The organism is Chryseolinea sp. T2 (assembly GCF_037203685.1).
Lineage (GTDB): Bacteria > Bacteroidota > Bacteroidia > Cytophagales > Cyclobacteriaceae > Chryseolinea.
On record NZ_JBBCAU010000006.1, the window covers coordinates 191,062 to 213,452 of the forward strand.

Annotated in this window: 18 protein-coding genes; 13 read left to right on the forward strand and 5 right to left on the reverse strand. The window is 47.8% G+C overall.

What is annotated here, in order from left to right; genetic code table 11:
* Positions 1 to 6 precede the first annotated feature (6 nt).
* The 10 genes from WBG78_RS19730 (at position 7) to WBG78_RS19775 (ending at position 9,712) form a co-directional block, all read left to right on the forward strand.
* Entirely contained in the window at positions 7 to 1,251 is a 1,245-nt protein-coding gene (locus WBG78_RS19730; RefSeq protein WP_337328198.1) for an aspartate kinase, read from the forward strand.
* Positions 1,252 to 1,334: 83 nt separating this feature from the next.
* Positions 1,335 to 2,252 (forward strand): dialkylrecorsinol condensing enzyme DarA, encoded by a 918-nt coding sequence (locus tag WBG78_RS19735; RefSeq protein ID WP_337328199.1) that lies wholly within the window; start codon positions 1,335 to 1,337, stop codon positions 2,250 to 2,252.
* Between the two features lie 167 nt (positions 2,253 to 2,419).
* Positions 2,420 to 3,559 carry a beta-ketoacyl-ACP synthase III gene (locus WBG78_RS19740; RefSeq protein WP_337328200.1) on the forward strand — a complete coding sequence of 380 codons (1,140 nt, stop codon included), beginning with the start codon at positions 2,420 to 2,422 and terminating at the stop codon, positions 3,557 to 3,559.
* Positions 3,560 to 3,606: 47 nt separating this feature from the next.
* The gene (locus tag WBG78_RS19745; RefSeq protein ID WP_337328201.1) at positions 3,607 to 4,020 is read left to right on the forward strand and encodes a hypothetical protein; all 414 of its coding nucleotides are present in this window, start codon (positions 3,607 to 3,609) and stop codon (positions 4,018 to 4,020) included.
* A 99-nt stretch (positions 4,021 to 4,119) separates the two neighbouring features.
* Entirely contained in the window at positions 4,120 to 5,127 is a 1,008-nt protein-coding gene (locus tag WBG78_RS19750) for a BtrH N-terminal domain-containing protein (RefSeq protein WP_337328202.1), read from the forward strand.
* A complete protein-coding gene (locus WBG78_RS19755; protein ID WP_337328203.1) occupies positions 5,124 to 5,867 on the forward strand; it encodes an ABC transporter ATP-binding protein in 744 nt (247 codons plus the stop codon). The genes WBG78_RS19750 and WBG78_RS19755 overlap by 4 nt, the downstream gene beginning before the upstream one ends.
* On the forward strand, positions 5,864 to 7,135 hold the full coding sequence (locus tag WBG78_RS19760) for an ABC transporter permease (RefSeq protein WP_337328204.1): 1,272 nt from the start codon (positions 5,864 to 5,866) through the stop codon (positions 7,133 to 7,135). The genes WBG78_RS19755 and WBG78_RS19760 overlap by 4 nt, the downstream gene beginning before the upstream one ends.
* Positions 7,136 to 7,150: 15 nt before the next feature.
* Positions 7,151 to 7,423 carry a phosphopantetheine-binding protein gene (locus WBG78_RS19765; protein WP_337328205.1) on the forward strand — a complete coding sequence of 91 codons (273 nt, stop codon included), beginning with the start codon at positions 7,151 to 7,153 and terminating at the stop codon, positions 7,421 to 7,423.
* Complete coding sequence (locus WBG78_RS19770; protein ID WP_337328206.1) at positions 7,420 to 8,631, forward strand: beta-ketoacyl-[acyl-carrier-protein] synthase family protein; 1,212 nt, start codon at positions 7,420 to 7,422, stop codon at positions 8,629 to 8,631. Before WBG78_RS19765 ends, WBG78_RS19770 begins: the two co-directional genes overlap by 4 nt.
* 1 nt (position 8,632) lies before the next feature.
* A complete protein-coding gene (locus tag WBG78_RS19775) occupies positions 8,633 to 9,712 on the forward strand; it encodes a beta-ketoacyl synthase chain length factor (RefSeq protein WP_337328207.1) in 1,080 nt (359 codons plus the stop codon).
* A gap of 4 nt (positions 9,713 to 9,716) precedes the next feature.
* Here WBG78_RS19775 and WBG78_RS19780 read toward each other — a convergent pair whose 3' ends face one another.
* Positions 9,717 to 10,901, reverse strand: a complete 1,185-nt coding sequence (locus tag WBG78_RS19780) for a carboxypeptidase-like regulatory domain-containing protein (protein ID WP_337328208.1) — start codon at positions 10,899 to 10,901, stop codon at positions 9,717 to 9,719.
* Positions 10,902 to 11,005: 104 nt separating this feature from the next.
* On the opposite strand from WBG78_RS19780, the gene WBG78_RS19785 reads away from it, so the two are divergent.
* Positions 11,006 to 12,082 carry a polysaccharide deacetylase family protein gene (locus WBG78_RS19785; RefSeq protein ID WP_337328209.1) on the forward strand — a complete coding sequence of 359 codons (1,077 nt, stop codon included), beginning with the start codon at positions 11,006 to 11,008 and terminating at the stop codon, positions 12,080 to 12,082.
* Positions 12,083 to 12,154: 72 nt separating this feature from the next.
* Here WBG78_RS19785 and WBG78_RS19790 read toward each other — a convergent pair whose 3' ends face one another.
* From WBG78_RS19790 to WBG78_RS19805, 4 genes are all read right to left on the reverse strand, one after another.
* Positions 12,155 to 16,918, reverse strand: a complete 4,764-nt coding sequence (locus WBG78_RS19790) for a hypothetical protein (protein ID WP_337328210.1) — start codon at positions 16,916 to 16,918, stop codon at positions 12,155 to 12,157.
* A gap of 309 nt (positions 16,919 to 17,227) precedes the next feature.
* Positions 17,228 to 18,934 (reverse strand): GMC family oxidoreductase, encoded by a 1,707-nt coding sequence (locus tag WBG78_RS19795; RefSeq protein ID WP_337328211.1) that lies wholly within the window; start codon positions 18,932 to 18,934, stop codon positions 17,228 to 17,230.
* Positions 18,931 to 19,509: a gluconate 2-dehydrogenase subunit 3 family protein gene (locus WBG78_RS19800; protein WP_337328212.1), complete on the reverse strand. Its 579-nt coding sequence runs from the start codon at positions 19,507 to 19,509 to the stop codon at positions 18,931 to 18,933. The genes WBG78_RS19795 and WBG78_RS19800 overlap by 4 nt, the downstream gene beginning before the upstream one ends.
* 75 nt (positions 19,510 to 19,584) lie before the next feature.
* Complete coding sequence (locus WBG78_RS19805; RefSeq protein ID WP_337328213.1) at positions 19,585 to 19,914, reverse strand: MmcQ/YjbR family DNA-binding protein; 330 nt, start codon at positions 19,912 to 19,914, stop codon at positions 19,585 to 19,587.
* Between the two features lie 162 nt (positions 19,915 to 20,076).
* Between WBG78_RS19805 and WBG78_RS19810 the strand changes: the two genes are divergently transcribed.
* Entirely contained in the window at positions 20,077 to 21,387 is a 1,311-nt protein-coding gene (locus tag WBG78_RS19810; RefSeq protein WP_337328214.1) for a DUF6786 family protein, read from the forward strand.
* A gap of 76 nt (positions 21,388 to 21,463) precedes the next feature.
* Positions 21,464 to 22,384, forward strand: coding sequence for an RraA family protein (locus WBG78_RS19815; RefSeq protein WP_337328215.1), 921 nt, complete (start codon positions 21,464 to 21,466; stop codon positions 22,382 to 22,384).
* Positions 22,385 to 22,391: the final 7 nt, after the last annotated feature.

Below are 22,391 nucleotides of genomic sequence, written 5' to 3' on the forward strand. Positions count from 1 at the left end.
GCGGGAATGAGAGTATTCAAGTTCGGTGGTGCATCCCTAAAGAGTCCGGAAGGCATCCGGAATGTGGTCTCAATTGTGCTGGCTGCACCGAAGCAACTGCTTGTGGTCGTGTCCGCAATGGGAAAAACGACCGATATGCTTGAACGCATCTGCCACCTTGCCGCTACAAAGCAGGATTATTCAGGGACGCTTGAGTCACTTGTAAAGTACCATACCGACACCGTTGTAAGTTTGTTTCCAGACCCAAACGAGGTCATTCAGGAAATATCCCGCTCGATCGACAAAATGGTTGGGGAACTGGGAAAGGCCGGAGATACAGATCAGATTTATGACCAGGTGGTTTGCTATGGAGAGATCCTGTCTTCAATCATTGTATTCCATTATCTCAAAAGCCGGCACGCTGCCACGGAATGGATAGACGCACGAGACTATGTAGCGACTGACAGTACTTTCCGGGAAGGTAAAGTTGACTGGAAAAAGACAAGCAGCAAGATCGCGACGCTGCGCGCCAAAATGGAATCTAATGTGATCATCACACAGGGATTCATCGGGCGCACCCCTGGCGGCCTCACAACGACATTGGGGCGCGAAGGCTCAGATTATACTGCTGCCATTTTCACGTCCTCATTAGGCGCAGAATCACTCACCATCTGGAAGGATGTAGCGGGAGTGATGAATGCTGATCCCCGAAAATACCCCAATCCTATTATCTTCGAAGAGCTACCATACAAAGAGGCGGCAGAGATGACCTATTACGGGGCATCAGTTATACATCCCAAGACTATTAAGCCGCTGGCAAACAAACTCATTCCATTGTTCGTAAAGAACTTTGAGGATCCATCGTTGCCAGGGACGAAAATCCATGAATGCGTTGTCGAGCGACTGCCTCCCTTAATAGTATGGAAAGAGAATCAATGTCTGATCTCTTGTAAGGTCACAGACTACACCTTCATTTCTGAGGATCAGCTTCGGGAAATATTTGCCACGCTGATGGACCTGGATATCCGAATCAATGTCATGCAGAATTCTGCCATTTCATTTTCTTTCTGCATCGATTTTCGCGAGAGCAAACTAACCAGGCTCATCGCAAGATTACAGCCCTCTTTTGAAGTTTACTACAACATGGGGCTGACCTTGATTACCGTTAAGAACTACGACACTCAAACATTTGAGAAGTTCAGAAAACTTCCAGGCGTATTGCTGGAACAGTCGTCGCGGTCTACGTTACAGGTCTTAGTCCGCAAAAGCTGAACAGTCGTGAGTAATCATACTGCCCGGCTAATGGAAATTTCAGTTCTCAATTTTCAGTTAATTTTGCACTCTAAAATTACCCCATGAAGAAACGCGTCCTCATGCTCTACTATTCACAGTCGGGTCAACAGTTGTCCATACTTCAATCCCTGGCAGCTCCCCTTGTTGCCGCAGGTCATGATGTAAAATTCGAAGTGATTCAACCTTTGGAAAAGTATCCGTTTCCCTGGAGTGCATACACCTTCTTCAACGCGTTCCCGGAAACTTTCCAGCAGAAACCACTTGATTTAAAACCATTAACGCCTGCAGCCTTTGAGCCATACGACTTGATTGTGTTGGGCTATCAGCCCTGGTTTCTTTCTCCATCGAGACCGATTGGATCTTTCTTACAGAGCGACGAAGGCAAAAGAATTCTTAGCAACAAAAATGTTGTTACCATACTTGGTTGCCGAAATATGTGGCTTGGTGCTCAGGAAAAGGTAAAGAGGAGATTGATTGATGCGAAAGCACACTTACGAGGGCATATAGCATTGGTGGATCGATCAGGTAATCTGATAAGCTTAATAACAATTTTGCGATGGCTTCTTACAGGTAAGAAGGGGGCATTTCTTTTTTTCCCTCCTGCCGGTGTTTCAGAGGCTGACATTCGTGAAGCAGGAAAATTTGGGGTGACAATTACACAGGCACTTGAACGCAATGAATATTCGAATCTTCAGAACGACCTCCTGCGTCAGGGTGCTATCGAAGTGAAACCTAGTTTAGTGTTGCTCGAGAAACGGGGCCAGAAGGGATTCTCCGTGTGGTCGCGATTTATCGCCTCCGGAGGGAGCCTACATTCAACGGGAAGAAAGATCCGGGTATACACATTTCTTTGGGTGTTACTGCCAGCGATCTTCGTACTGTCGCCTTTGCTTTGGACTCTTTCTAAGATTATGTTGATGACAAACCGGAGACAGCTGAGTGACGAGGTTTCCTATTACAGACAAACGTCGTTGCGTTAAGCGTTCCGCACTTGTTAAACATTAGAAGTCGTTGAAAATCTTACAACTGCAGAGCGGCTTCACGGAGGCACGCACAGCTAAATAGTTTTAATTGTTTCGGGAAAAAAGTACTTTCGGGCTTTGAAACTTTAAACTCACTGAAATAGCCCAAAAAACGGAGGAAGAGGATGAACAGGAGTGTTTATATTACGAGACTGGCCAGTTTTTTACCTAATGAACCTGTTGCTAATGAGGAGATGGAGAACATCCTTGGACTGATTAATAATCAGTCGTCCAAGGCGAAACCGCTTATCCTCAGAAATAATCAGATCAAGAAACGCTTTTACGCACTCGATCGTGCCGGAAACACTACGCACACGAATGCTCAATTGACAAAACTAGCAATTGAAAAGCTGTTCGATGAAAAGTTCAAGATGAGTGACGTCGATGTCCTTTCATGTGGCACCACGTCGCCAGACCAATTGCTTCCTGCACATGCCGCGATGGTTCATGGTGCCCTGGGTGCTCATGAAGTTGAAATAAACTCAGCTACGGGCGCGTGTAGTGCCGGTATACAGGCCTTAAAGTTTGGATACCTTTCTGTTCTGGCAGGTGCAGCCGACAACGCTGTTTGTGCCGGATCAGAACGCTTCTCAAGACAGATGCTCGCGAGATTCTTTAAAGAAGAAGCAGAGAAAGTAAAGCAATTGGAAGGCGACGGCATCATTGCATTTGAGAAAGATTTTCTGCGGTTTATGCTTTCCGATGGAGCGAGTGCAGCCTTACTCGAATCAAAGCCTAATGAAAACGGCATCTCTTTGAGAATCGATTGGCTTGAACAGCGCTCATTTGCCAATCAGCTTCCCCCTTGTATGTACGCTGGTGCTGTCTTCGACAAAGACGGCAACTTTACCGGCTGGAACGATATGGACCAACCTCAATGGGCGGCTCAATCTGTATTTGCTATCAAGCAGGACACCAAACTGCTCGGTGAGAATATTGTAAAAAAGGGCGGCGAACTGCTTAGGGACATTATCAAAGAGAAAAACCTCGACCTCAGCACAATCACGTACTTCCTCCCTCACTTGTCGTCGCAGTATTTCGCTTCAAGAATTGAGAAAGGTCTCGCGGATCTTGGCATGGACGTTCCCCAGTCGCGATGGTTTACAAATCTTTCCTGGGTTGGAAATGTGGGCGCAGCTTCGCCATATTTAATGTTGGAAGAACTTTTCCACTCGGGCCGACTGAAAGTAGGTGACAAGCTGTTGATGATGATTCCGGAGAGCGCACGCTTTAACTACGGCTACGTATTATTAACGGTAGTTTAATTCACGGTCGAGGCCTGTGCCTCCCGGTTGGATAAATATTTTACCCTATGAACCAGGAACAGGTCCCTCAGGACAAGGAGAACCTTAACGAAGGCAAGCTGGCGAAACTTTATTACGCCACTGACAAGAACGGGCACTACGTAAAAGTGAACAGCATTGGCTGGGAGCCGGAAACCGTTGCCATGCAACAAGCATGGGATGTGGTTAATGACGACGTGAAAGATGCTCTTGATCTCGTCATAGAGGGAAAAGCAAGCCCATTGCTGTTTTTTATCAGAAAGAACATCATGAACTATTCAATGGTCGCCAGCTATGTGGGGACTATTGGATTGATGGTGCGTCTGCACTGCAAGCCCTACTTTTTTAAACGATTAAGCCAGCGTCAACTTGAAAAGTATGCTTATGCATTCCGCATCACCGTCGACGAATTAACAAACATTGAAAGGCTGAAGAAAGGATGAAGACAGGTGAAGTGTATCCACCCTTGTCATTAACCTTTCACTTTACATATTCCGATTGCCTGGTGGCATTACGATCAAACAATCAACGAAGGTTAGCTAATGAAAGTCGATTTCACGCATAAACAATCTGCGCACTGCGAAAGTGGAGTAGTTTCAAACCTGTTGAGATTCCATGGAATGGATTTCGACGAACCTATGGTGTTTGGAATTGGTTCCGGTTTGTTCTTCGCATACCTGCCATTTATCCGCGTTAATGGAATACCCGCCACTGCATATCGCATATGGCCTGGTCAGGTATTCAAGAGATTTTCGGAGCGCATTGGCATTTCAATAGAGACAAAAAAATTCCGCACTTCAAAAGCAGCGATGGAAGCACTCGACAGGAAACTGGATGAAGGCCAGCCTGTGGGCATGCTTACTTCAGTTTTCTATTTGAATTATCTCCCTGCGGCTTACCGTTTTCATTTCAATGCACACAACATCATTGTATTCGGAAAACAGAATGGCAGCTATCTGGTTAGCGACCCAGTGATGGAATACACAACTGAGATCTCGTATGAAGATCTCGTGCGTGCGCGTTTTGCCAAGGGCATGCCGGAGCCAAGCGGACGGATGTATTATCCGGTAAAACTTCCTGGCGAATTTGATATCAATCAGGCGATCTGGAAAGGTATCAGACAAACCGGAAAAGACATGACAACCATACCCGTACCGTTGATCGGTGCGAAAGGTATGAACTATCTCGCCGGACGTCTGCGCAAGTGGCCGGAACGGATTGGCAACCGTAAAGCAATTCAATGGCTTGGCAACGTCATACGCATGCAGGAAGAGATCGGAACCGGAGGTGCAGGCTTCCGTTTTATTCAGGCCGCCTTTCTTGACAATGTCGCTGCGCGGCTGAAGAACGACAAACTGTTTCAGCTTTCCCAACAGCTGACCAAGAGCGGCGATCAGCTTCGTGATTTTGCCTACTACGCTGGTCGGGTCTGCAAGAATCGTAAGTCCGATACGCGCACATTCGCCGAACTGGGCGACATGCTTTCATCAGTATCAAAAAGAGAACAGGAAATATTCTCAGAACTGTTCGAAGAGAGCCGTAATAAATGAACGTCGTTCAGCTCGGGAACATAACCAAGACATACGTCAAGACAGGCAGACCGGCAGTTTCGGATCTTTCGCTTAACATACCGGAGGGCGCAGTGTTCGGATTGCTTGGGCCTAACGGTGCTGGCAAGTCAACCACGGTAATGATGCTGTGCGGATTGACACGACCAGATAGCGGTACGGTCAATGTTCTTGGCATGGATGTCGCCACACACGCGAACGACGTGCGTAAAAAGATCGGCGTAGCTCCTCAGGAGATAGCCCTGTTTCCGACATTGACTGCAAAAGAAAATCTCAATTACTTCAGCAGAATGTATGGACTCAACGGTCATGAACTTTCGCGCCGTACAGACCAGCTGCTGGATACATTTGGTCTGACCGAAAAAGCAAACAAGCAGGTACACACATTTTCTGGCGGTATGAAGCGCCGGCTAAACCTCATTGCTGCCCTATTACACGAACCCCGTCTTGTAATTCTGGACGAGCCAACGGCCGGGGTAGACGTACAGTCGCGAAACATGATCCTCTCCTTTCTTGAGAAGTTGAAGGAATCGGGAACCTCTATCATCTATTCATCGCATGTGCTCGAGGAGGCCGAACGCATCTGTTCGCATATTGCGATCGTTGATGAAGGTAAACTCATTATGGCTGGAACGCGTCAGTCGCTGATGGAGCATCACCAGGACTGTTCAACACTTGAACAGCTCTTCCTTAAACTCACCGGAAAAAATATCAGAGATTGAAGATCCTGTCCACCATATACAAGGAATTTCTTCTGCTCATCCGGGATCCCGGCGGAATGGCTCTCATTTTTATAATGCCTCTCGCGCTGGTGATCGTCATGGCACTTGTTCAGGACGCTCCTTTCAGAGACTACCAGGAACTGAAGCTTGATGTTTTGCTGGTCGACATGGACGCCGATTCACTCGGCAACAAAATCAGAAAGTCTTTTCAGGCTACAGGCCAGGTCAATCTTGTTGAAGAGCGCGATTCATTGATTGCGAGACAAAAAGTGCATGACGGTGAGTACAAGGCCGCGATCATTCTGGAACCACAGGTCAGTGCTACTCTCCGGCGCAAGACTCGCCAGCTGATTGCCCGGGTTTTCGCGAACTTCGGTATGGATGCCGATACCAGCGATAATGCCGATGTGCCAACGATACGGCTAAAGGTCCTTGTCGATCCTGCCATTAAAGCCAACTACCGGCAGTCACTGGCGAGTGGCATCGAGAAGATCATTGCGAACGTGCAAACAACCTGGCTGCTTGACGAACTTCAGGATCAGCTCTCTGAAGGAAAGGACAGCGCCAGGAAAATCAAGTTTGATCTTTCGCAAATCGCAACGGTTGATCAGAGCTATGCTGCCACAAATAAGTTCGCGGGCCTAATGCTAAATTCTGTTCAGCACAACGTTCCAGCATGGACGATGTTTGCCATGTTCTTTATTTTATATCCGCTTGCCGGTAACTTTATCAACGAACGGGAAGATGGTAGCATGCTTCGCCTTCGGTTGATTGCAGGATCTCAATTTGCAGTAATTACAGGAAAGTTCTTCTTCTATTTCTTCGTTTGCCTGTTGCAATTCGTAATGATGATCTGCATCGGAATTTTCGTTATGCCTCTGTTGGGATTGAATCAGCTCGTACTCGGCGGAAGCAGTGCTCTGATATTGTTGACCGCATGTTGCGTGGCCATGGCCGCAACGGGCTACGGCACCCTTATTGCTGTTTATTTCAGAACGGCCCAGCAAGCATTATCGTTCGGATCGATTTCTGTGGTTATCCTTTCCGCTATTGGAGGCGTCTGGGTTCCCATCTACGTGATGCCGGAGATTTTGCAGACGATCAGCCGATTTTCCCCAATGAGTTGGGGGCTGGAATCCTTTAATGACTTATTTTTACGACAGGCCTCACTGGGTACGATTTTGCCAAATATCCTTCGATTGCTGGGATTTGCTCTCGTGACCCTGATGGCCAGTGTGTTCATCCATAATTCCCGGACTGTCTCATAGCCAAATCAAAGATTCATGCCGCAAACGCTAGACGAATTAAAACAGGAACTGAAGCAGGAGCTGATCAAGCAACTTAATCTTGATGAAGTACTCCCACCCGACTTTAATGAGAACACGCCATTGTTTGGCGAAGGTTTGGGACTCGACTCTATAGATTCGCTTGAATTAGTCGTGCTCCTGGACAGGAATTATGGCATTAAGCTCAAAGATCCCAAAGAGGGTCGTCAAATATTTCAAAGCATCCGGACGATGGCGGAATACATCCACGCTAACCGGCCGCAGGCATGAGCAAAAGCGGACGTGTGTTTATCACAGGTTACGGCATCATCACCTCGATTGGAAAAAACGCTGAAGAGAATCTTCAATCCCTCGTCGACCAACGCCATGGCTATGGTGACATCGACATACTGAAAACGGCACATAGCCACGACCTCCGTTGCTGTGAGATAAAGATCACTGACGAAGAACTCCGAAGATTGTCGGGAGGTACAGGTTCGGGTCTGACGAGAACCACTTTGCTGGGACTCACTGCACTTCGTGAAGCGGTGCACCATGCGGGGCTGTCCGCGCAGGATCTCACTAAATCCGGTCTGCTCTCCTCGACCACAACGGGCGGGATACGCGAATTTGAGCACGACTTTTTCAACATACTCGACCTGGAGCGTCACGGCGACTTCGAACAGTTTGCTGATACAGCAATTCCAGGCGATCACAGTGAACGTCTCGCAAGCCAGGTAGGGATTCACAACTATGTGGCTACCCTAAGTACGGCCTGCTCGTCGGCTGCAAACGCCATCATGCAGGGAGCGGCACTTATCCGCAGCGGCAGACTCGAGTGTGCCTTATGCGGTGGCAGCGAAGCGCTCTCAAAGTTTACTATTAACGGTTTCAATGCGCTGATGATCCTGGACAACGAACATTGCCGGCCATTTGACGCTACACGCCGCGGGCTGAATCTTGGGGAGGGTGCTGCTTACCTCGTATTGGAGTCGGAAGCGCGCGTCGAACGGCTGAAAAAAAAGCCGCTCGCAGTTTTGGCCGGAGCAGGAAATGCCAACGACGCCTATCATCCAACAGCCTCATCGCCAGACGGCACCGGTGCATTAAAAGCCATGAGACTTGCCCTTTCACATGGAGGCGTTGACGCAGCTGATGTCAACTATGTCAATGCTCACGGTACGGCTACTGAAAATAATGACTTGTCTGAAGGCACCGGGTTGAAGCGCCTGTTTGCTGATAATCTCCCGCCGTTTAATTCAACCAAACCCTACACTGGTCATACGCTTGCCGCAGCCGGCAGCATAGAGGCAGTTTATTCTATACTTGCGTTGCAGCATGGAATGGTTTGGCCCAGCCTGAACTTTAATACTCCAATTCCAGAGTTGGGTATTCGGCCGGTAACTAAGCTCGAAAGGAATATGTCAATCAGAAATGTCCTGTCGAACTCTTTTGGTTTTGGTGGAAACACGTCTTCCTTACTAATATCTGCTGTATAGCATGCAGGGGAAAGCTCACATATACATCAATGGCACCGCCTGTATTTCGCCTCAGCGAACATTCGATGGCTTTGCTCTTAATGATCCTGTGAATTATACTAGTAATGTTCTTACCTGCGTAACACCCGACTTCAAAGCTTATCTGCCTGCCGCACAACTCCGACGCCTTGGCCGCATGCTACGTGTGGGACTTACAACTTCCATCATCTGTCTGCGAAACTCGGGTGTCACTGCACCTGATGGTATCATCACAGCAACGGGCTACGGTTTCCTTGAAGACACAGAAAGATTTCTTCGTGAGATTATTGAGCGTAAGGAGCGTCAGCTCACTCCTACACATTTCATGCAGGGAACGTACAACGCTCTGGCTGGTATCGTGGGACTATCACTTCATTGCACGGGTTACAACAATACGTATGTCAGTAAGGGATATGCGCTTGGAAGCGCACTCGACGACGCTATCATTCAGATTCGGGATGCGGCCGAGCTGAACCTGCTTGTCGGCGCTTATGATGAGGCTGTGAGTGTTCAATACAAATCGGTAGCACGCGACGGCCATTTCAAGAAGGAACAGATTGATAGCCTGAAGTTATTCGAGCATCAGACGCAGGGTTCTCTTCAGGGAGAAGGAGCCGCGTTCTTTCTGCTCTCAGGGATACAAACAGCGCAAACAATTTGCCGGCTAACGGGACACTATGGTTTGTTTCAACCTTCGGCTGATGAATTGAAAAATGAACTTGAGTCTTTCCTTTCCTCCCACAATACATCGCTCGCAGAGCTAGATCTTTGGATTGCAGGATTCTCCGGCGACGTAGATCGTGATCAAAATCTTAGGGCACTTGCAGAAGGAACTCTCTCGTCCATCCCGCAGGCCCGTTTCAAGCATCTTACCGGAGAATATTGCACCGCCGATGGATTCGCTCTGTGGTTGGGGGCAAACATTGTAAAATCACAATCGGTACCCGCTTCCATTATGACCCCACCAAGCAGAACACCGGGTAGAATCAAAAAAGTATTGATCGTTAATCATTACCTCGATCGGAATTATAACTTTTTTCTACTCGACCGCCCCAAATCTTAGCACACTACTTTTGCAACAGGGACGTTCCCGCCAATTCCTCAATTATCTTACTTTCTTTCAACGTTTCGAGGGGAGCATTGTAATACTTCCAGAACTCTTCATTGTAGGGAGGTGCCTGTCCTTCCACACTTTTATTGAAGTTCATCGACTTTGAAGTTATCATTGACCCTGGGTCAACGATCACATTGTTTACAAACAGCTCTTTTACAAATGCCTGCCTCAACAATATTTCCTGTGTGGTCTTGTTGAACAGGTTATAGGTATCCTCCTCACGCTGATACTTAAGATACATGAGATGGTCAATCTGCTGAAATTCAAATACCATCCTGAAAGAAGTTTCCTGCAATCCATACGGGTCAGGAAGATTAAGGTACCTGCGGTAATATTGGCCATCAACCATTTGATTTTTAAACTCCAGCTTCAGAATTGCAAACGTCTCGCTATCGATGAACATCTCTGTGGACGCACTCTCGCCTTTTGACCCTGAGATCTTATAAACAGTCCGGCTGTTATACGTCAGGACACTATCCGTATTAAACTTCCATCCTTTCATTTGTATTGGCCCAAAGCGCTGCTTCACATAATTGTCCTCCATCAGGTCAATGATAGAATTTTGCCGGTCGTACGTACCGTTGATTGGATGTCTCTTATTTATGCTTCTCCTTACTTCCAGGATTTCGACGCCTTCATATCCAGGATTGTAATCTTTATAATTGAATCGCAGCGCGGCCTCGAGCAATTCGACCGGCTTATCATTTTCCTTTTGCATGTCACGAAAGAATCCCTCGATAACGAATGGTTTCATCGGATAATTGGAAGGGATCTTAGACACTGCTGTCTTCACGATTTCCTTTGCTGTAAGTTCCTTTTTCGCATTAATTGTGACTTCGCTAAGTACAGTCACGCCTGGCTTCAGAGAAATTGTCAGATCGCCGGTTGTCATCGATGCAGCGGTAGCCTCATAATGGTCATAGCCGAGTGCAGATACGCGAATCTTCCTATCGCCGAACGCAGTCGGTACATGAAAAATGAACCTTCCATCGTCGTTGGACGTCGTGCTTGTGGAGCCTCCCAAAACCTGAATTGAGGCATACGGTATCGGCTCCTTATTCGCCTCATCAATTAATCTCCCGCGAACAGTGATATAACTTTCCTGTGCACCTACTCTCAGAGCGAGCAGCAGGAGCATTAGAAGGATCTTTGTGCGATGGCAAGGGTTCAATAGGCTTTCATTACGCATTGTCTTTTCAAACTTCAGCTATTTTGTAATTTAGCCTATATCATCTAACTCCTATGACCGTTTCCCATTTCATTTTGAAGAAATTCGCCCCTGTCTCTAAAGCTGATCGTCGAGTGATCGTCAGGGCATGTCTTTTTCTCCTGATTGTATTTCAATTGTCTTTTGTCCCAAAAGTCAATGCCCAGACATGGGCTGAAAAGCTGGGGTATCCGAAAGATGCCCGCGTGCTGATTCTGCATGTTGACGATGCGGGAATGTCGCTTGATTCGAATGAAGGTGCTATCAAGGCGATGACCGACGGCGTCGCTAACTCGGTAAGCGTCATGATGCCCTGTCCCTGGGTTCCGGGCTTCGTGAATTACCTCAAGCAGCATCCTCAGACCGACGCGGGTCTTCATCTTACATTAACGTCCGAATGGGACTTTTATCGTTGGGGGCCGTTGTCCGGCAAGCCCGCAGTTCCCGGCCTTGTCGACAATCAGGGTGCGCTGTGGGGCTCCGTTGCCGAAGTGGTGCAACATGCCAGCGCTGATGAAGTTTACACAGAAATTAAGGCCCAGCTTGAGCGTGCAAGAGGGATGGGATTTGAGCCAACGCATCTCGACTCCCACATGGGAACATTGTTCGGTTCTCCCGACTATATCAAGCAATACGTACGGCTTGGAATGGAGAACAAGATACCTGTGATGATCCCAGGAGGACATAACACGGCAATCATCGAAGATCTCAAGCACGATGGCAACCCTCAGGCCGAGGCATTTGGAAAACAAATGGCGGAACTAGGTAAGACATTATGGAGTGCGGGGCTTCCTGTTTTGGACGATCTGCATAACATCAGCTACAACTGGAAGTATGAGAAGTTCAAAACAAAATATGATGAGGCCGCGCTTCGGAAGGAAGCCACAGCCAATTACATTACTTCTATCAAAGCGCTTAAACCCGGACTCACGATGGTCATCATGCATTGCACTGAGCCATCACCTAAGTTCATCGAGATCTCTTCATCAGGCCTCACCCGAAAAGCAGACTTGCTGGCGATGACTGATCCGGCGTTCAAAAAATTTCTCAGTGATAATAAAATCATACTGACAACCTGGAGAGAAGTGATGAAGCGAAGAAGTGCGCTTTGATAAATCCGTAGCGTCAACTTTGTTGTTTATAGATTAGTGATCGAAAATCGTGATCGATTTCGACCACGATTTCTAGAATCCATCATCATCTGCCTTCTTCTTCTCTTCGGTATCTGCCTTCTTGATAATTGAGGAAGGTTCGCTTAGAGAATAGGGCACATCGTTGTCGAAGTATTGCTTGCGGAAGCGGTTGATGAAGGCAAGCGTTTCTTCATCGCTGCCTGGAACAAAAGCAATCTCACCGATCTTAGACTTGCCAGCATTGGTCTTCTTGGAGACAATAGCGTTGAATTCGCTGTTGGAAGACTGTACAAGCAGGCGATTGTCTTCCAGCCCGAAATAATACCATGCCTCCGGAGACGCCTTAAAGAAGACATGGAATACAGGCACTCCATCTTCGCTCTTCTTTATTTCCATGAACCCTTCAAACGCACCGTTGATATCGTTGCGCAGAATGTTTGAGACGCCGAGCTTTCCTTCACTATAAAATGCCTTGTTCTTCTCTGACCATTTAAGGTTAACATTCGAGAACACCAACGGTTTTGCTAATTGTGGATACGTTCCGAGTGACACGTAACCCTGCAAACTCTTCTGTTCGAATTCTTTAACTGTTTTTTCTCCAAGGAAGTCAGCAATCTTATATAACAGTTCGGTCTGATCGCCAAGTCCCTCGTCGGCGCCTTCGGCCTTGATCACTTCCATAATCTGTTTCGCCATGATCTCATAGGCCGGCAGTGGAACAGAATTTTCCATCATCAGGAAAGAATTCATCCTGATCTCATTCGTCTCGAGATTGCCCTGGCCCAATGCGGAGGCCGTCACGTTAAAATCCTTTGTTCCCTGGAAGAGGTTAACAGGACCTTCAAATCGCACCTGCCTTGTTTCATCCTTGTAGGCGAACAGTTTGCCAGACAATTTATTCCCTGCTGCCTTCTCCATGTCTTCAATCTTGAACTCATGGGTGGCTGTGTCGTAAGAAAGTTTGCCATCGGGCACAAAGAAGTCCTCATCGTCATCCGACTTCTTTGGACTCATGAAGGTAATGTAGAGGTTGTTGTCGTTGGCATTCGCATGTAAACCTGCGCTCAGCTTCTGCCCTTCTTCGGAAATCGCATTGTTGTAATCAATCACGACGTCGGTCTCGTCACCGGTCTGATCGTATTTGATCCATGTGTTATAGTCTTTGATGTTTTTGATATCCAGTTTCACATAGCCATCAAGTTGCAACGCGGGTCGTGTGGCGTACATGATCATGTCACCCTTGTAAAACATGCTTGCACCCAATACAAGGTTTGCTTCGGCTCCGACAGAGCCCGTAGCAACCGTCTGCATCTTTGCTGCCGAGTTCTTTCGCTTGGATGAACGACGTGTCTGTTCGGCATCCGAAATCGGTTCGAGACGGAAGTCCGTCATCTTGATGGCAAAAGTATCGTTCAGGAAGTTCACGTACTGATAGGTTGCGTGTCCGGTGAACTCCTTACGCGAAATGATGTCTACCACGCCATTAGTAAGACGGTGATAACCATTCAGTGTATCCAGAATGATCGTTGTATTTTTCAGAGTACCGATCTTCGCATTTTCGAGAATGAGTACTTCATTGTTCTCCGGAGTAATCTTCGCATCGGCCACGATGATGTAAGGGATACCACTTACTTTCAACTCCTGTTTCTTCAAATCATATTCAGCACTTTCGGCATTGAAGTGCAATGAATCGAGTTCCTTGCGGGTCGTGTAGAAGTAAGAATCTTCGAGAGGAACATTCTCGGGACGCTTCATAGCGATCTTTTGTTCGTTCAGATCCCAACGCATCTCAGGAATACTGGTCTTGAACTGCGCAAATGGGAACGTGGTTGCTGCTGCACCTGCAACTTCGGGGCTGATGTCGGCGTAGTTCTGTTCAAGATTGAATTTGATCTTCACGTTTGTTCCCTGGAGGAGTGGCTTCTCGGGGTCATCACTCTTTACTTTCAGACGCGCATGCGCCGCTTCAAAGTCGTTTGTATTGAAGCGCATGTACCGCGATATCAATTCGGTTCCGCGTGTCTCCAGCTTACCTGCACCACCAACGCCATCTTTCGATACCGTCACGGTTCCTTGCATCTGGGCTGTCCCTTCATAAAAATTAAAAGGAGACTTCACGTTCTTGATCTTCATCTGGTCCCTCTTCGGATACCATTTCATCTCGAAATCTGTAAGCGTCGCATCCGGGAATCTGACGGCGCCGAGTTGCTTCGCTGTGATACCGGCTTCGAGACCAGTTGCCAGTACAGAGTCAGGATAGAAGACCATATCATTGGCCGTTACTGAAGCAGCGAGGTAGTTGATCGTACCATTACCACGAAGACCGCGACTGTTCATGGAAAGTTCTCCCGTCATCTTTCCGTCGCCGTTGTAAAGTTTATAACCACTATTTGGAATGACGTGATCAAAGCCGAGTGATTTATCCGGTTGCGTCTTCAGTTTCTCCTGGAACGAAGGGAACATATTGCTGGAGTTGAATGTGCCGCCCAGGCTAACGGAGGCCTTATCAGTATTATTCAAACTATCCATGGCAAATGGATCGGCTTTGAAATATATCGATCGGTCGTATACGCCTCCCAATACTTCAGGCCTGTCGAAATAGATCACACCACCTGATGAAGCATCAAGCCTGGGGAACTGACCGCTCTTCGCCTTACCTGACTTGTTGTTTGCCTTCGCGATGTACAGCATACCGGACTGTCCGGCTTTCAGGCCACCGGCAGACACTTCAGCAGAGTCACTCGGCACCATGGAGTTGTTCACCTTGCGCTTCGTGGACAGGCCGCGCGCATTCGTTTCTGTTACATAAAAGTTAATTGAATCAATATGTGACAGCTTGATGAGGAAGCTGTCATAATTCATGCGAAAACCTTTTCCGCTGATTTCAAAGTTACCGGCATTAATGGTGCCGTCGAATTCAAAGTCGCGGTTCTTTAAGAGTTTGATGATACCACTGTCGGGCTGGATGCGGACGTTCAGGGAATCGCTAACTTTGAATTCATCAACTCCACGTACCAGCATGTAATGCTTATTGAAATTCAGAGTGGCGTTCGGCAGACTGTCGATAACTGAATGTATCTTAAGGTTATCATAATCAGCATCACCCTTGAAGGATTTGTACATTGATATCGCTCGATCTTTGATATGCACAACGTCTGTCCGGGGATTGTAATCGACAAGCCCTTTTTCTGCCAGAAATTCTACTGCCATCTTCACTTCGCGCGGGTCCTGCTTTCCGAACTGGGCAAGGTCTCCGGTGTAGAACTCGCGAACATTGTTGCGAATAGCATAGTTCGCAGCGAGCGCGAGTGGATGAAATCTGAAACCCTTTCCGCTGAGCAGGCGGTAATCTTCGGCATCATAAAAGTCAAATGATTCAACTATGAGCGGAACTGTGTTCCTGCCTCCGTCAATTTGAAAATCAAGGCTGTCGGTGAACATATCCCATCGGATTACATCTGCTGACATATCGATGTTGAAAAATGTAGCTGAGTACGGAGTATGTTTCATCAGCCCCTTGTCTTTCTGAAGCACCACCTTCTGAAGACTGTCCTTACCAAAATAATACTTGAATCGTACAGCAGGGTGTGTGATAGAATCGGTTTCGATCGGAATGTTTACACTCGACCGTGTCGCTACGATTGTGGAATCACCAAACTGGAATACAGCTGATCGTGCCACCAGTTTCTTCTGCCCGTTGTGGTAGATCTCGATTGTTGAAGGATCACCTGTAACATTGGCACTTCCGACTTTGCTTCCAAAGAGCGAAAAGCCTCCCTTGTATTTGACGTTCTCATCGCCAATTCCCTGTATGGCCAGATCATTCTGAAAAGACTTAAATCGGGGATACGTAGACAGTGCAGAATCGCGCCGTGCAACGGAGCGAAACTCAAATGTTCCCGGTATTACACCTGGTGTTTTTCCCGAATAACTGAGTTTGGCAAGGTCGGCCTTAAACTCCGGCTTCTTTAAACTGAAGTTGTAGGCAACAAGATTACAGTTGACCAGGTCGGGACCAAGGCCGGCAGAGGTCCAATCGAATGATCCCTCATCGCCAATAAATAGGTTTGATCTTGCAGATACAGTTCCTTTCGCGTTGCGCAGGAAGACCGAATCGTATGGTGTTACCAAAGTGAGGGTGACCCGGTTGAACCGGACTACAGGTCCTTCGGCAATCGGCTGTGGCGGAGGACTCATCCACAACGGCGGAGCTACCTGGAATGATGTGTCGATCGGCTGATCCACATCATTAGTTTGTGACTGATTATAGTTTTGATCGTCGGTCGACGCTGTTGCAGAGGTATCATTAAGATCGAACATCTGAGCAGGCACAACATAATCGAAAACATAGTCTTCGCTGCTCGTGTAGAGCCTGAACGTTTTTTCGTAGTGAAGCGCGTGACGTTCGAATAAGGTCCGGGTGATATTGAAGAAACTGGCGATGGATGCAGGTGCTTCACTTGCCAGCGTTTTGTCTGTGACTGTCAGGAACGACCGGAGTTTCTGTCCATCGCTACGGCCAGCGGCCACTGCCCCGAGATATGACGTAATGGTCGGTCGCAGAGGGAGCTTCTTTTTGCGCATCACCCACAGCTGATGTCTCACAGTCTGCTGGTTGTCGGCAGTAAGTGAGCCCCACGCCGCCGCAAAATCGTTACCTACCTTCATGGCATCGCCATTGCGGGATTTATCAAGGACGGATTTCACACTATCGGGAAAGCTCGCGAAGGTGTTGTTGCTGGCCGATCGCTGGCCAAACGAATGGGCAGCCGGCAACAGCAGGAGGGCCAAAAAGTATGTGAAAAAGCGCTCCACAGCGTATAAACCTCGAAATTCGGAAATAAACCCTGGATTAGCCAAGATGATACTGCTGAGTTAACGGAGATGTAAGAAAAAACGTGTTATAAGGCGTTGAAAGGATGGAAAAAAATTGAGAATTGACAATTGACAATTTCAGAGGGACCATGGGTGGCCCCTCTCTTTAGGACGTAGAAGTCGGTCAAAACCCTTCTCGGTTCCCTGGAACTACTCACAAATCCGCGATGGTTTCCGGCAGTCATCGCAACGCCAGATCAGACTTCAGTAACGTGCGCGGTATCCTGCTTTGCCTTTCGGCTGTGGATATCAAACGTTGCCCTTCTTCTTTTCCTTTACCGCATAGTCAACGGCACGGGCCGCAAACGCCATATAGGTCAAAGACGGATTTTGTGTGCTGGTTGAAGTCATGCTGGATCCATCGGTCACGAACACGTTTTTGCAGGCGTGAAGCTGGTGCCATTTGTTCAACATCGATGTCCTGGGATCTTTTCCCATTCGAACGCCACCCATTTCGTGAATGTCGAGGCCAGGCGCCTGTTTTGAATCGTTTGCCTGAATGTTGGTGAAGCCTGCCTTCTCATACATTTCGGTGAACTGATCGATGAAGTCCTTCGTCATTTTCTCATCGTTGTCATCGTAATCAACGTTCACCTGCAGAAGTGGCATACCCCACGCATCTTTCTTGTCTTTGCTTAACGATACGAAGTTTGTCTCTTTAGGAATCGTTTCACCCATGATGTGAGAACCGACGCCCCATATGCCGAGCGTTGGCTTCAGCAGATTTGCCTTAAGGTCCTCGCCTACTCCATCACGATTTGTATCCGGATAACGGAAGCCGCTGAACCCAGCTGCGTAACCGCGGAGGAAATCAGTTTCTTGTTTGTGTACGTTCCGGAACCTCGGAATATAACAGCCATTCGGACGATTGCCAAACTTGGTAGAGTCGAGCAATCCTTCGTACTGTGCCGATATGCGTGCGCGATAGTTATGGAATGCAACATACTTGCCTAATACACCACTATCGTTACCCAATCCATTGGGGAAACGTGAAGAAGTGGAATTCAACAATACCAGGTTGCTATTTAATGCAGCTGCGTTCAGGAATATGATGTCAGCGTAGTATTCAACGGCCTCTTTTGTGTTCGCATCTATGACGCGAACGCCTGTGGCTTTACCTTTTTTCTCGTCGTAAATGATAGAATGTACAACAGAGTCAGGTCGAAGTGTTACGTTACCACTTCGCAACGCCCAGGGTATGGTAGAAGAGTTGCTGCTGAAGTATCCTCCGAACGGACAACCGCGCTGACAGAGATTTCTGTACTGACACGTTGCCCTTCCTTGTTGCTGATGAATTGGTTGTGCCTCAGTGATGTGTGCTGCACGTCCAATGATCACGTGACGATCTTTATACAATTCCGATACCTTGCCCTGAAAGAACTTTTCCACGCAGGTCATCTCATGAGGAGGAAGGAATTCGCCGTCCGGTAGTGTAGCCAGACCGTCGCGGTTACCAGAAATGCCCGCAAACTTTTCGACATGGCTATACCATGGGGCCATATCCGAATAACGGATGGGCCAGTCGACGGCGAAGCCATCACGGGCAGGGCCCGTAAAATCGAAGTCGCTCCAACGTTGCGTCTGACGCGCCCATAGCAACGACTTTCCTCCAACCTGGTAGCCACGGATCCAGTCGAATGGCTTGTCCTGTACATAGGGATGATCATTGTCCTTCACGAAGAAATGGGCGGCATCCTCGCGAAACGCGTAACATTTACTTACCACTGGATTGGCCTTCACAATCTCTTCGGGCATCTGACCGCGATGCTCGAATTCCCAGGGCTTCATATTGGTTGTCGGATAATCTTTCAGGTGCTCGACGTTTCGCCCGCGCTCCAGCACGAGGGTCTTCACGCCCTTATCGCCGAGTTCCTTTGCAGCCCATCCACCACTTATACCTGAGCCGATAACGATAGCTTCGTATGTATTTGCTTTTTCGCTTCCCTGAAAGTTCATCCCATTACGGTTTTAACGTCGTTCTTATCTTGAATAGGCACACATCCCACAAATTTTCCGGGGATCATGTTATAATGAAATACATTCGTGAGTACATATTCTGACGAAGTGAATCCCTGAATCGTGTAGCGACGCACCAAAGAATAAAATTTCGAAACAGAACTGAGGTTATCCTTTTCGCGCTCCGCTTTGGCCGTTGCATCTATTTCTGTGAGAAATGATTTCCTGTCAGCAGGAGTCAGCTCCTCGAATGACTTTCCATGTTTCTTTTCAACTGCCTCTTCAAATTCGGCAAATCCTTTCTCGAAATCCTTTTGTGTTTCTTGCGGCTGACAGTCATCGATCATTCTCAAAACGAATTGATGAGCATTCATTGCCTTTGCTCCGGGAATGTCAGTTGTCGGAATCAATGTTTCGGCTATCTCTGCCAAAGTGGCCTCCTGGCTTCCGCTCACATGAATGTTTTTCAAGGTGATCGAAGCTGTTTTCGGCGCATCCTTGACGCAGCCTGGCAGCAATGCAACACCAGCGGTGAGCAGACCAAGCTGTTTTAATGCATTTCTCCTGTTAATCATGTCGTATGAAGAATTAGACCTATTGAGGGCGTGTAAAGGTAAAAAAATAATAATACCGCGAACGGGCAGAAAGGCTTATCGCTTCCTTTTTGGTTTGGGCTGCATCACTTCGCTGTAAGCGGAACTTAACGCCTGTTGAATGACATCTGCATCGAGATGTTTGATTTCAAATGTTGTCCAGCCTTTTTGCCCCCACTTGTTGGGCACCGGATATATGTATTCGGTTACCGCACAAAAATCATGTTGAGCATCAGTGGTAAGTACCATGTTCACAAGCGAATCTGACTCAAGCATGGTGGCGAAAATACGTTTGCCCGTCACCTTAAACGCCGCACGTTCAAAGTGTGGATGCTCCTCTGTTGAAGGAAAAGCCAATGCAAGTTTTCTGAATGCAGCGGTCGTCATTGGAAGTTAAAATAACAAAACGGAACCAGATTTCAGAACGAGACCGGGACGTGCGACGTGTTGTGTGCCAGGTAAAGGAAGAATGGTTTTGACTTGTTCTTCCTTATCAGTTATAGAAACCGTGCCCATTTTCACTTACATTCGCTTGAAATCAACAACACTATGCCTCGTCTCAAAGGAGCGCTTTCCATTGTCTGCACTACGCGTATCGGTATTAAGCGAATCGCCTACGCAGGTGTGATCGCCACATCATTATTAATTTCATGTCGTAATAAACAACCCGAACAATCAACCCCATCAACTGACACCGTGACAACCAAAACATACATACCCGGAAGCTACGGATACGACCTACAGGAACTTCGGGGCTATCATCCTGATCTGGTCGAATTATCAGACCGCAACGGTAAAGCGAAGATCATTATCCTTCCCGGATATCAGGCTCGCGTGATGACCAGTACGGCGAGTGGTGATATCGGTCAGAGTTTTGGGTGGGTCAATCACAAGCTCATAGCATCCGGTGATTCAATGCCGCACATGCATGCTTTCGGTGGAGAAGAGCGCTTCTGGCTTGGTCCCGAGGGGGGCCAGTTCTCCATATACTTTAGGCAGGGAGTTCCGTTTACCTACGATAACTGGCAGGTGCCAAAAGAAATAGACACTGAGCGCTTCAGCCTGGTGAATGCGTCTCCATCCGAAGCAAAGTTCGAGAAAGACATGCACTTTGAAAACTATTCGGGTAATGCTCTTGAACTTCGTGTTAACAGGAACATTCGTCTTCTTTCGCCTGGAGCGCTCGATAGTCTCCTGGGTGTGAGCGTCCCCGAAAGCATCGAAAAAGTTGGTTTTGAAACAGAGAATATCATCACGAATACGGGGCAAGGCGCATGGACGAAAAAGACAGGCATGTTGTCCGTGTGGATTCTCAGCATGATGAATGCGTCGGATAACACTACCGTTGTAATCCCTTATGCTGATGGCAATGAAAAGCAATTGGGAAAAATTGTTACCGACGACTACTTCGGAAAAGTTCCTTCTGATCGGCTTGCTGTTGGTAACGGTCTCATTCTCTTTAAGGCAGATGGAAACTATCGCAGCAAGATTGGCGTGTCGCCGAAGAGAGCAAAGCCTTTTGTTGGAAGCTATGATGCCGTCAATGGGGTTCTCACGATAGCCATGTTCACGCTACATCAGGATGGTGAATACGTGAACTCCAAGTGGGAAGTACAAAAGGATCCGTTCACCGGTGATGCGATCAACAGCTATAACGATGGTCCCGTGAATGGAACCCAGATGGGAAAACTATATGAAATTGAAAGTTCATCTCCGGCTGCAGCATTGAAGGCGGGTGAGTCGCTTACACATTTCCACAGGACCATCCACCTGAAAGGTGACAAGGCAGAACTTAGCCGCATAAGTGAGAAGCTGCTTGGCGCTCCGATTGACAGGATCACGGGAGGGCTCGCCAGGTAGCCGCTTCATAAAATATCCCTTGCCAGGAGTACACGCAGGTTGTATTCTTGCACTTCATCACTATACACCCACGCACATGAAGACACATGTCACGCTCCTGTTATTGTCAATGCTGGCGATCGGTAGCATTAACGCGCAAACGATGACTAAGGAAGATCTTTCCTATTTAAGTCAATCATGGAAAGGAGAACGGTTTAGCGATGGTCGCCCCAAAGTATCGGACGATCTGCTCAATCGCGCAAAGAAGATTGGCATTGATGAAGCATGGACTGTTCTGCAGAATGAGGGATATTTCAATCAGTTTGAAGGTGGATGGAAGTCGGTGAACGATTCGATTCGTATTGTCGGTCGTGTGGTAACAGCATCGTTCATGCCGTCGCGTCCCGATGTGCTGGTAGCAGTAAAAGAAAAAGGTAAGAAGGACGGAAGAAAGGGAGATACCAACGCCTGGCCTATTGCTACGCTTCAACGCGGCGATGTGCTTGTGGTGGATAATTTTGGAAAGATTAAGGATGGCACTATTGTCGGTGATAATCTCGGGAGCGCAATCTTCAACAAGACCGGGACCGGTATTATTGTGGATGGTGCAGTGAGGGACCACGACGGCCTCAGCCAGATCAAAGGCTTCAACGCATTTGTTCGCGACTTTCATCCTTCATTTCTAAAGGAGGTTATGCTGATGGGGCTGAACACGCCAATACGGATTGGCGGCACATTCGTGATGCCGGGCGACCTCGTGATTACCGACAAAGAAGGCGTACTGTTTATTCCCGCTCACCTCGCCGAAAGTGTAGTTGGAATTGCCGAGTTCATTGACTCAAAGGACCGCTTTGGTAAAGAGATGATGCAGCAGAACAAGTTTTCTGCCGGGGAGATTGATAACCAATGGAGTAATGAAGTGCGCGAGGCATTTATACAATGGCTTACCAAACATCCAGAGGAGCGGCAGATCTCGCGCAAACAGCTCGATGAGTTTCTGGCCAAGCGCACCTGGTGATTAACAG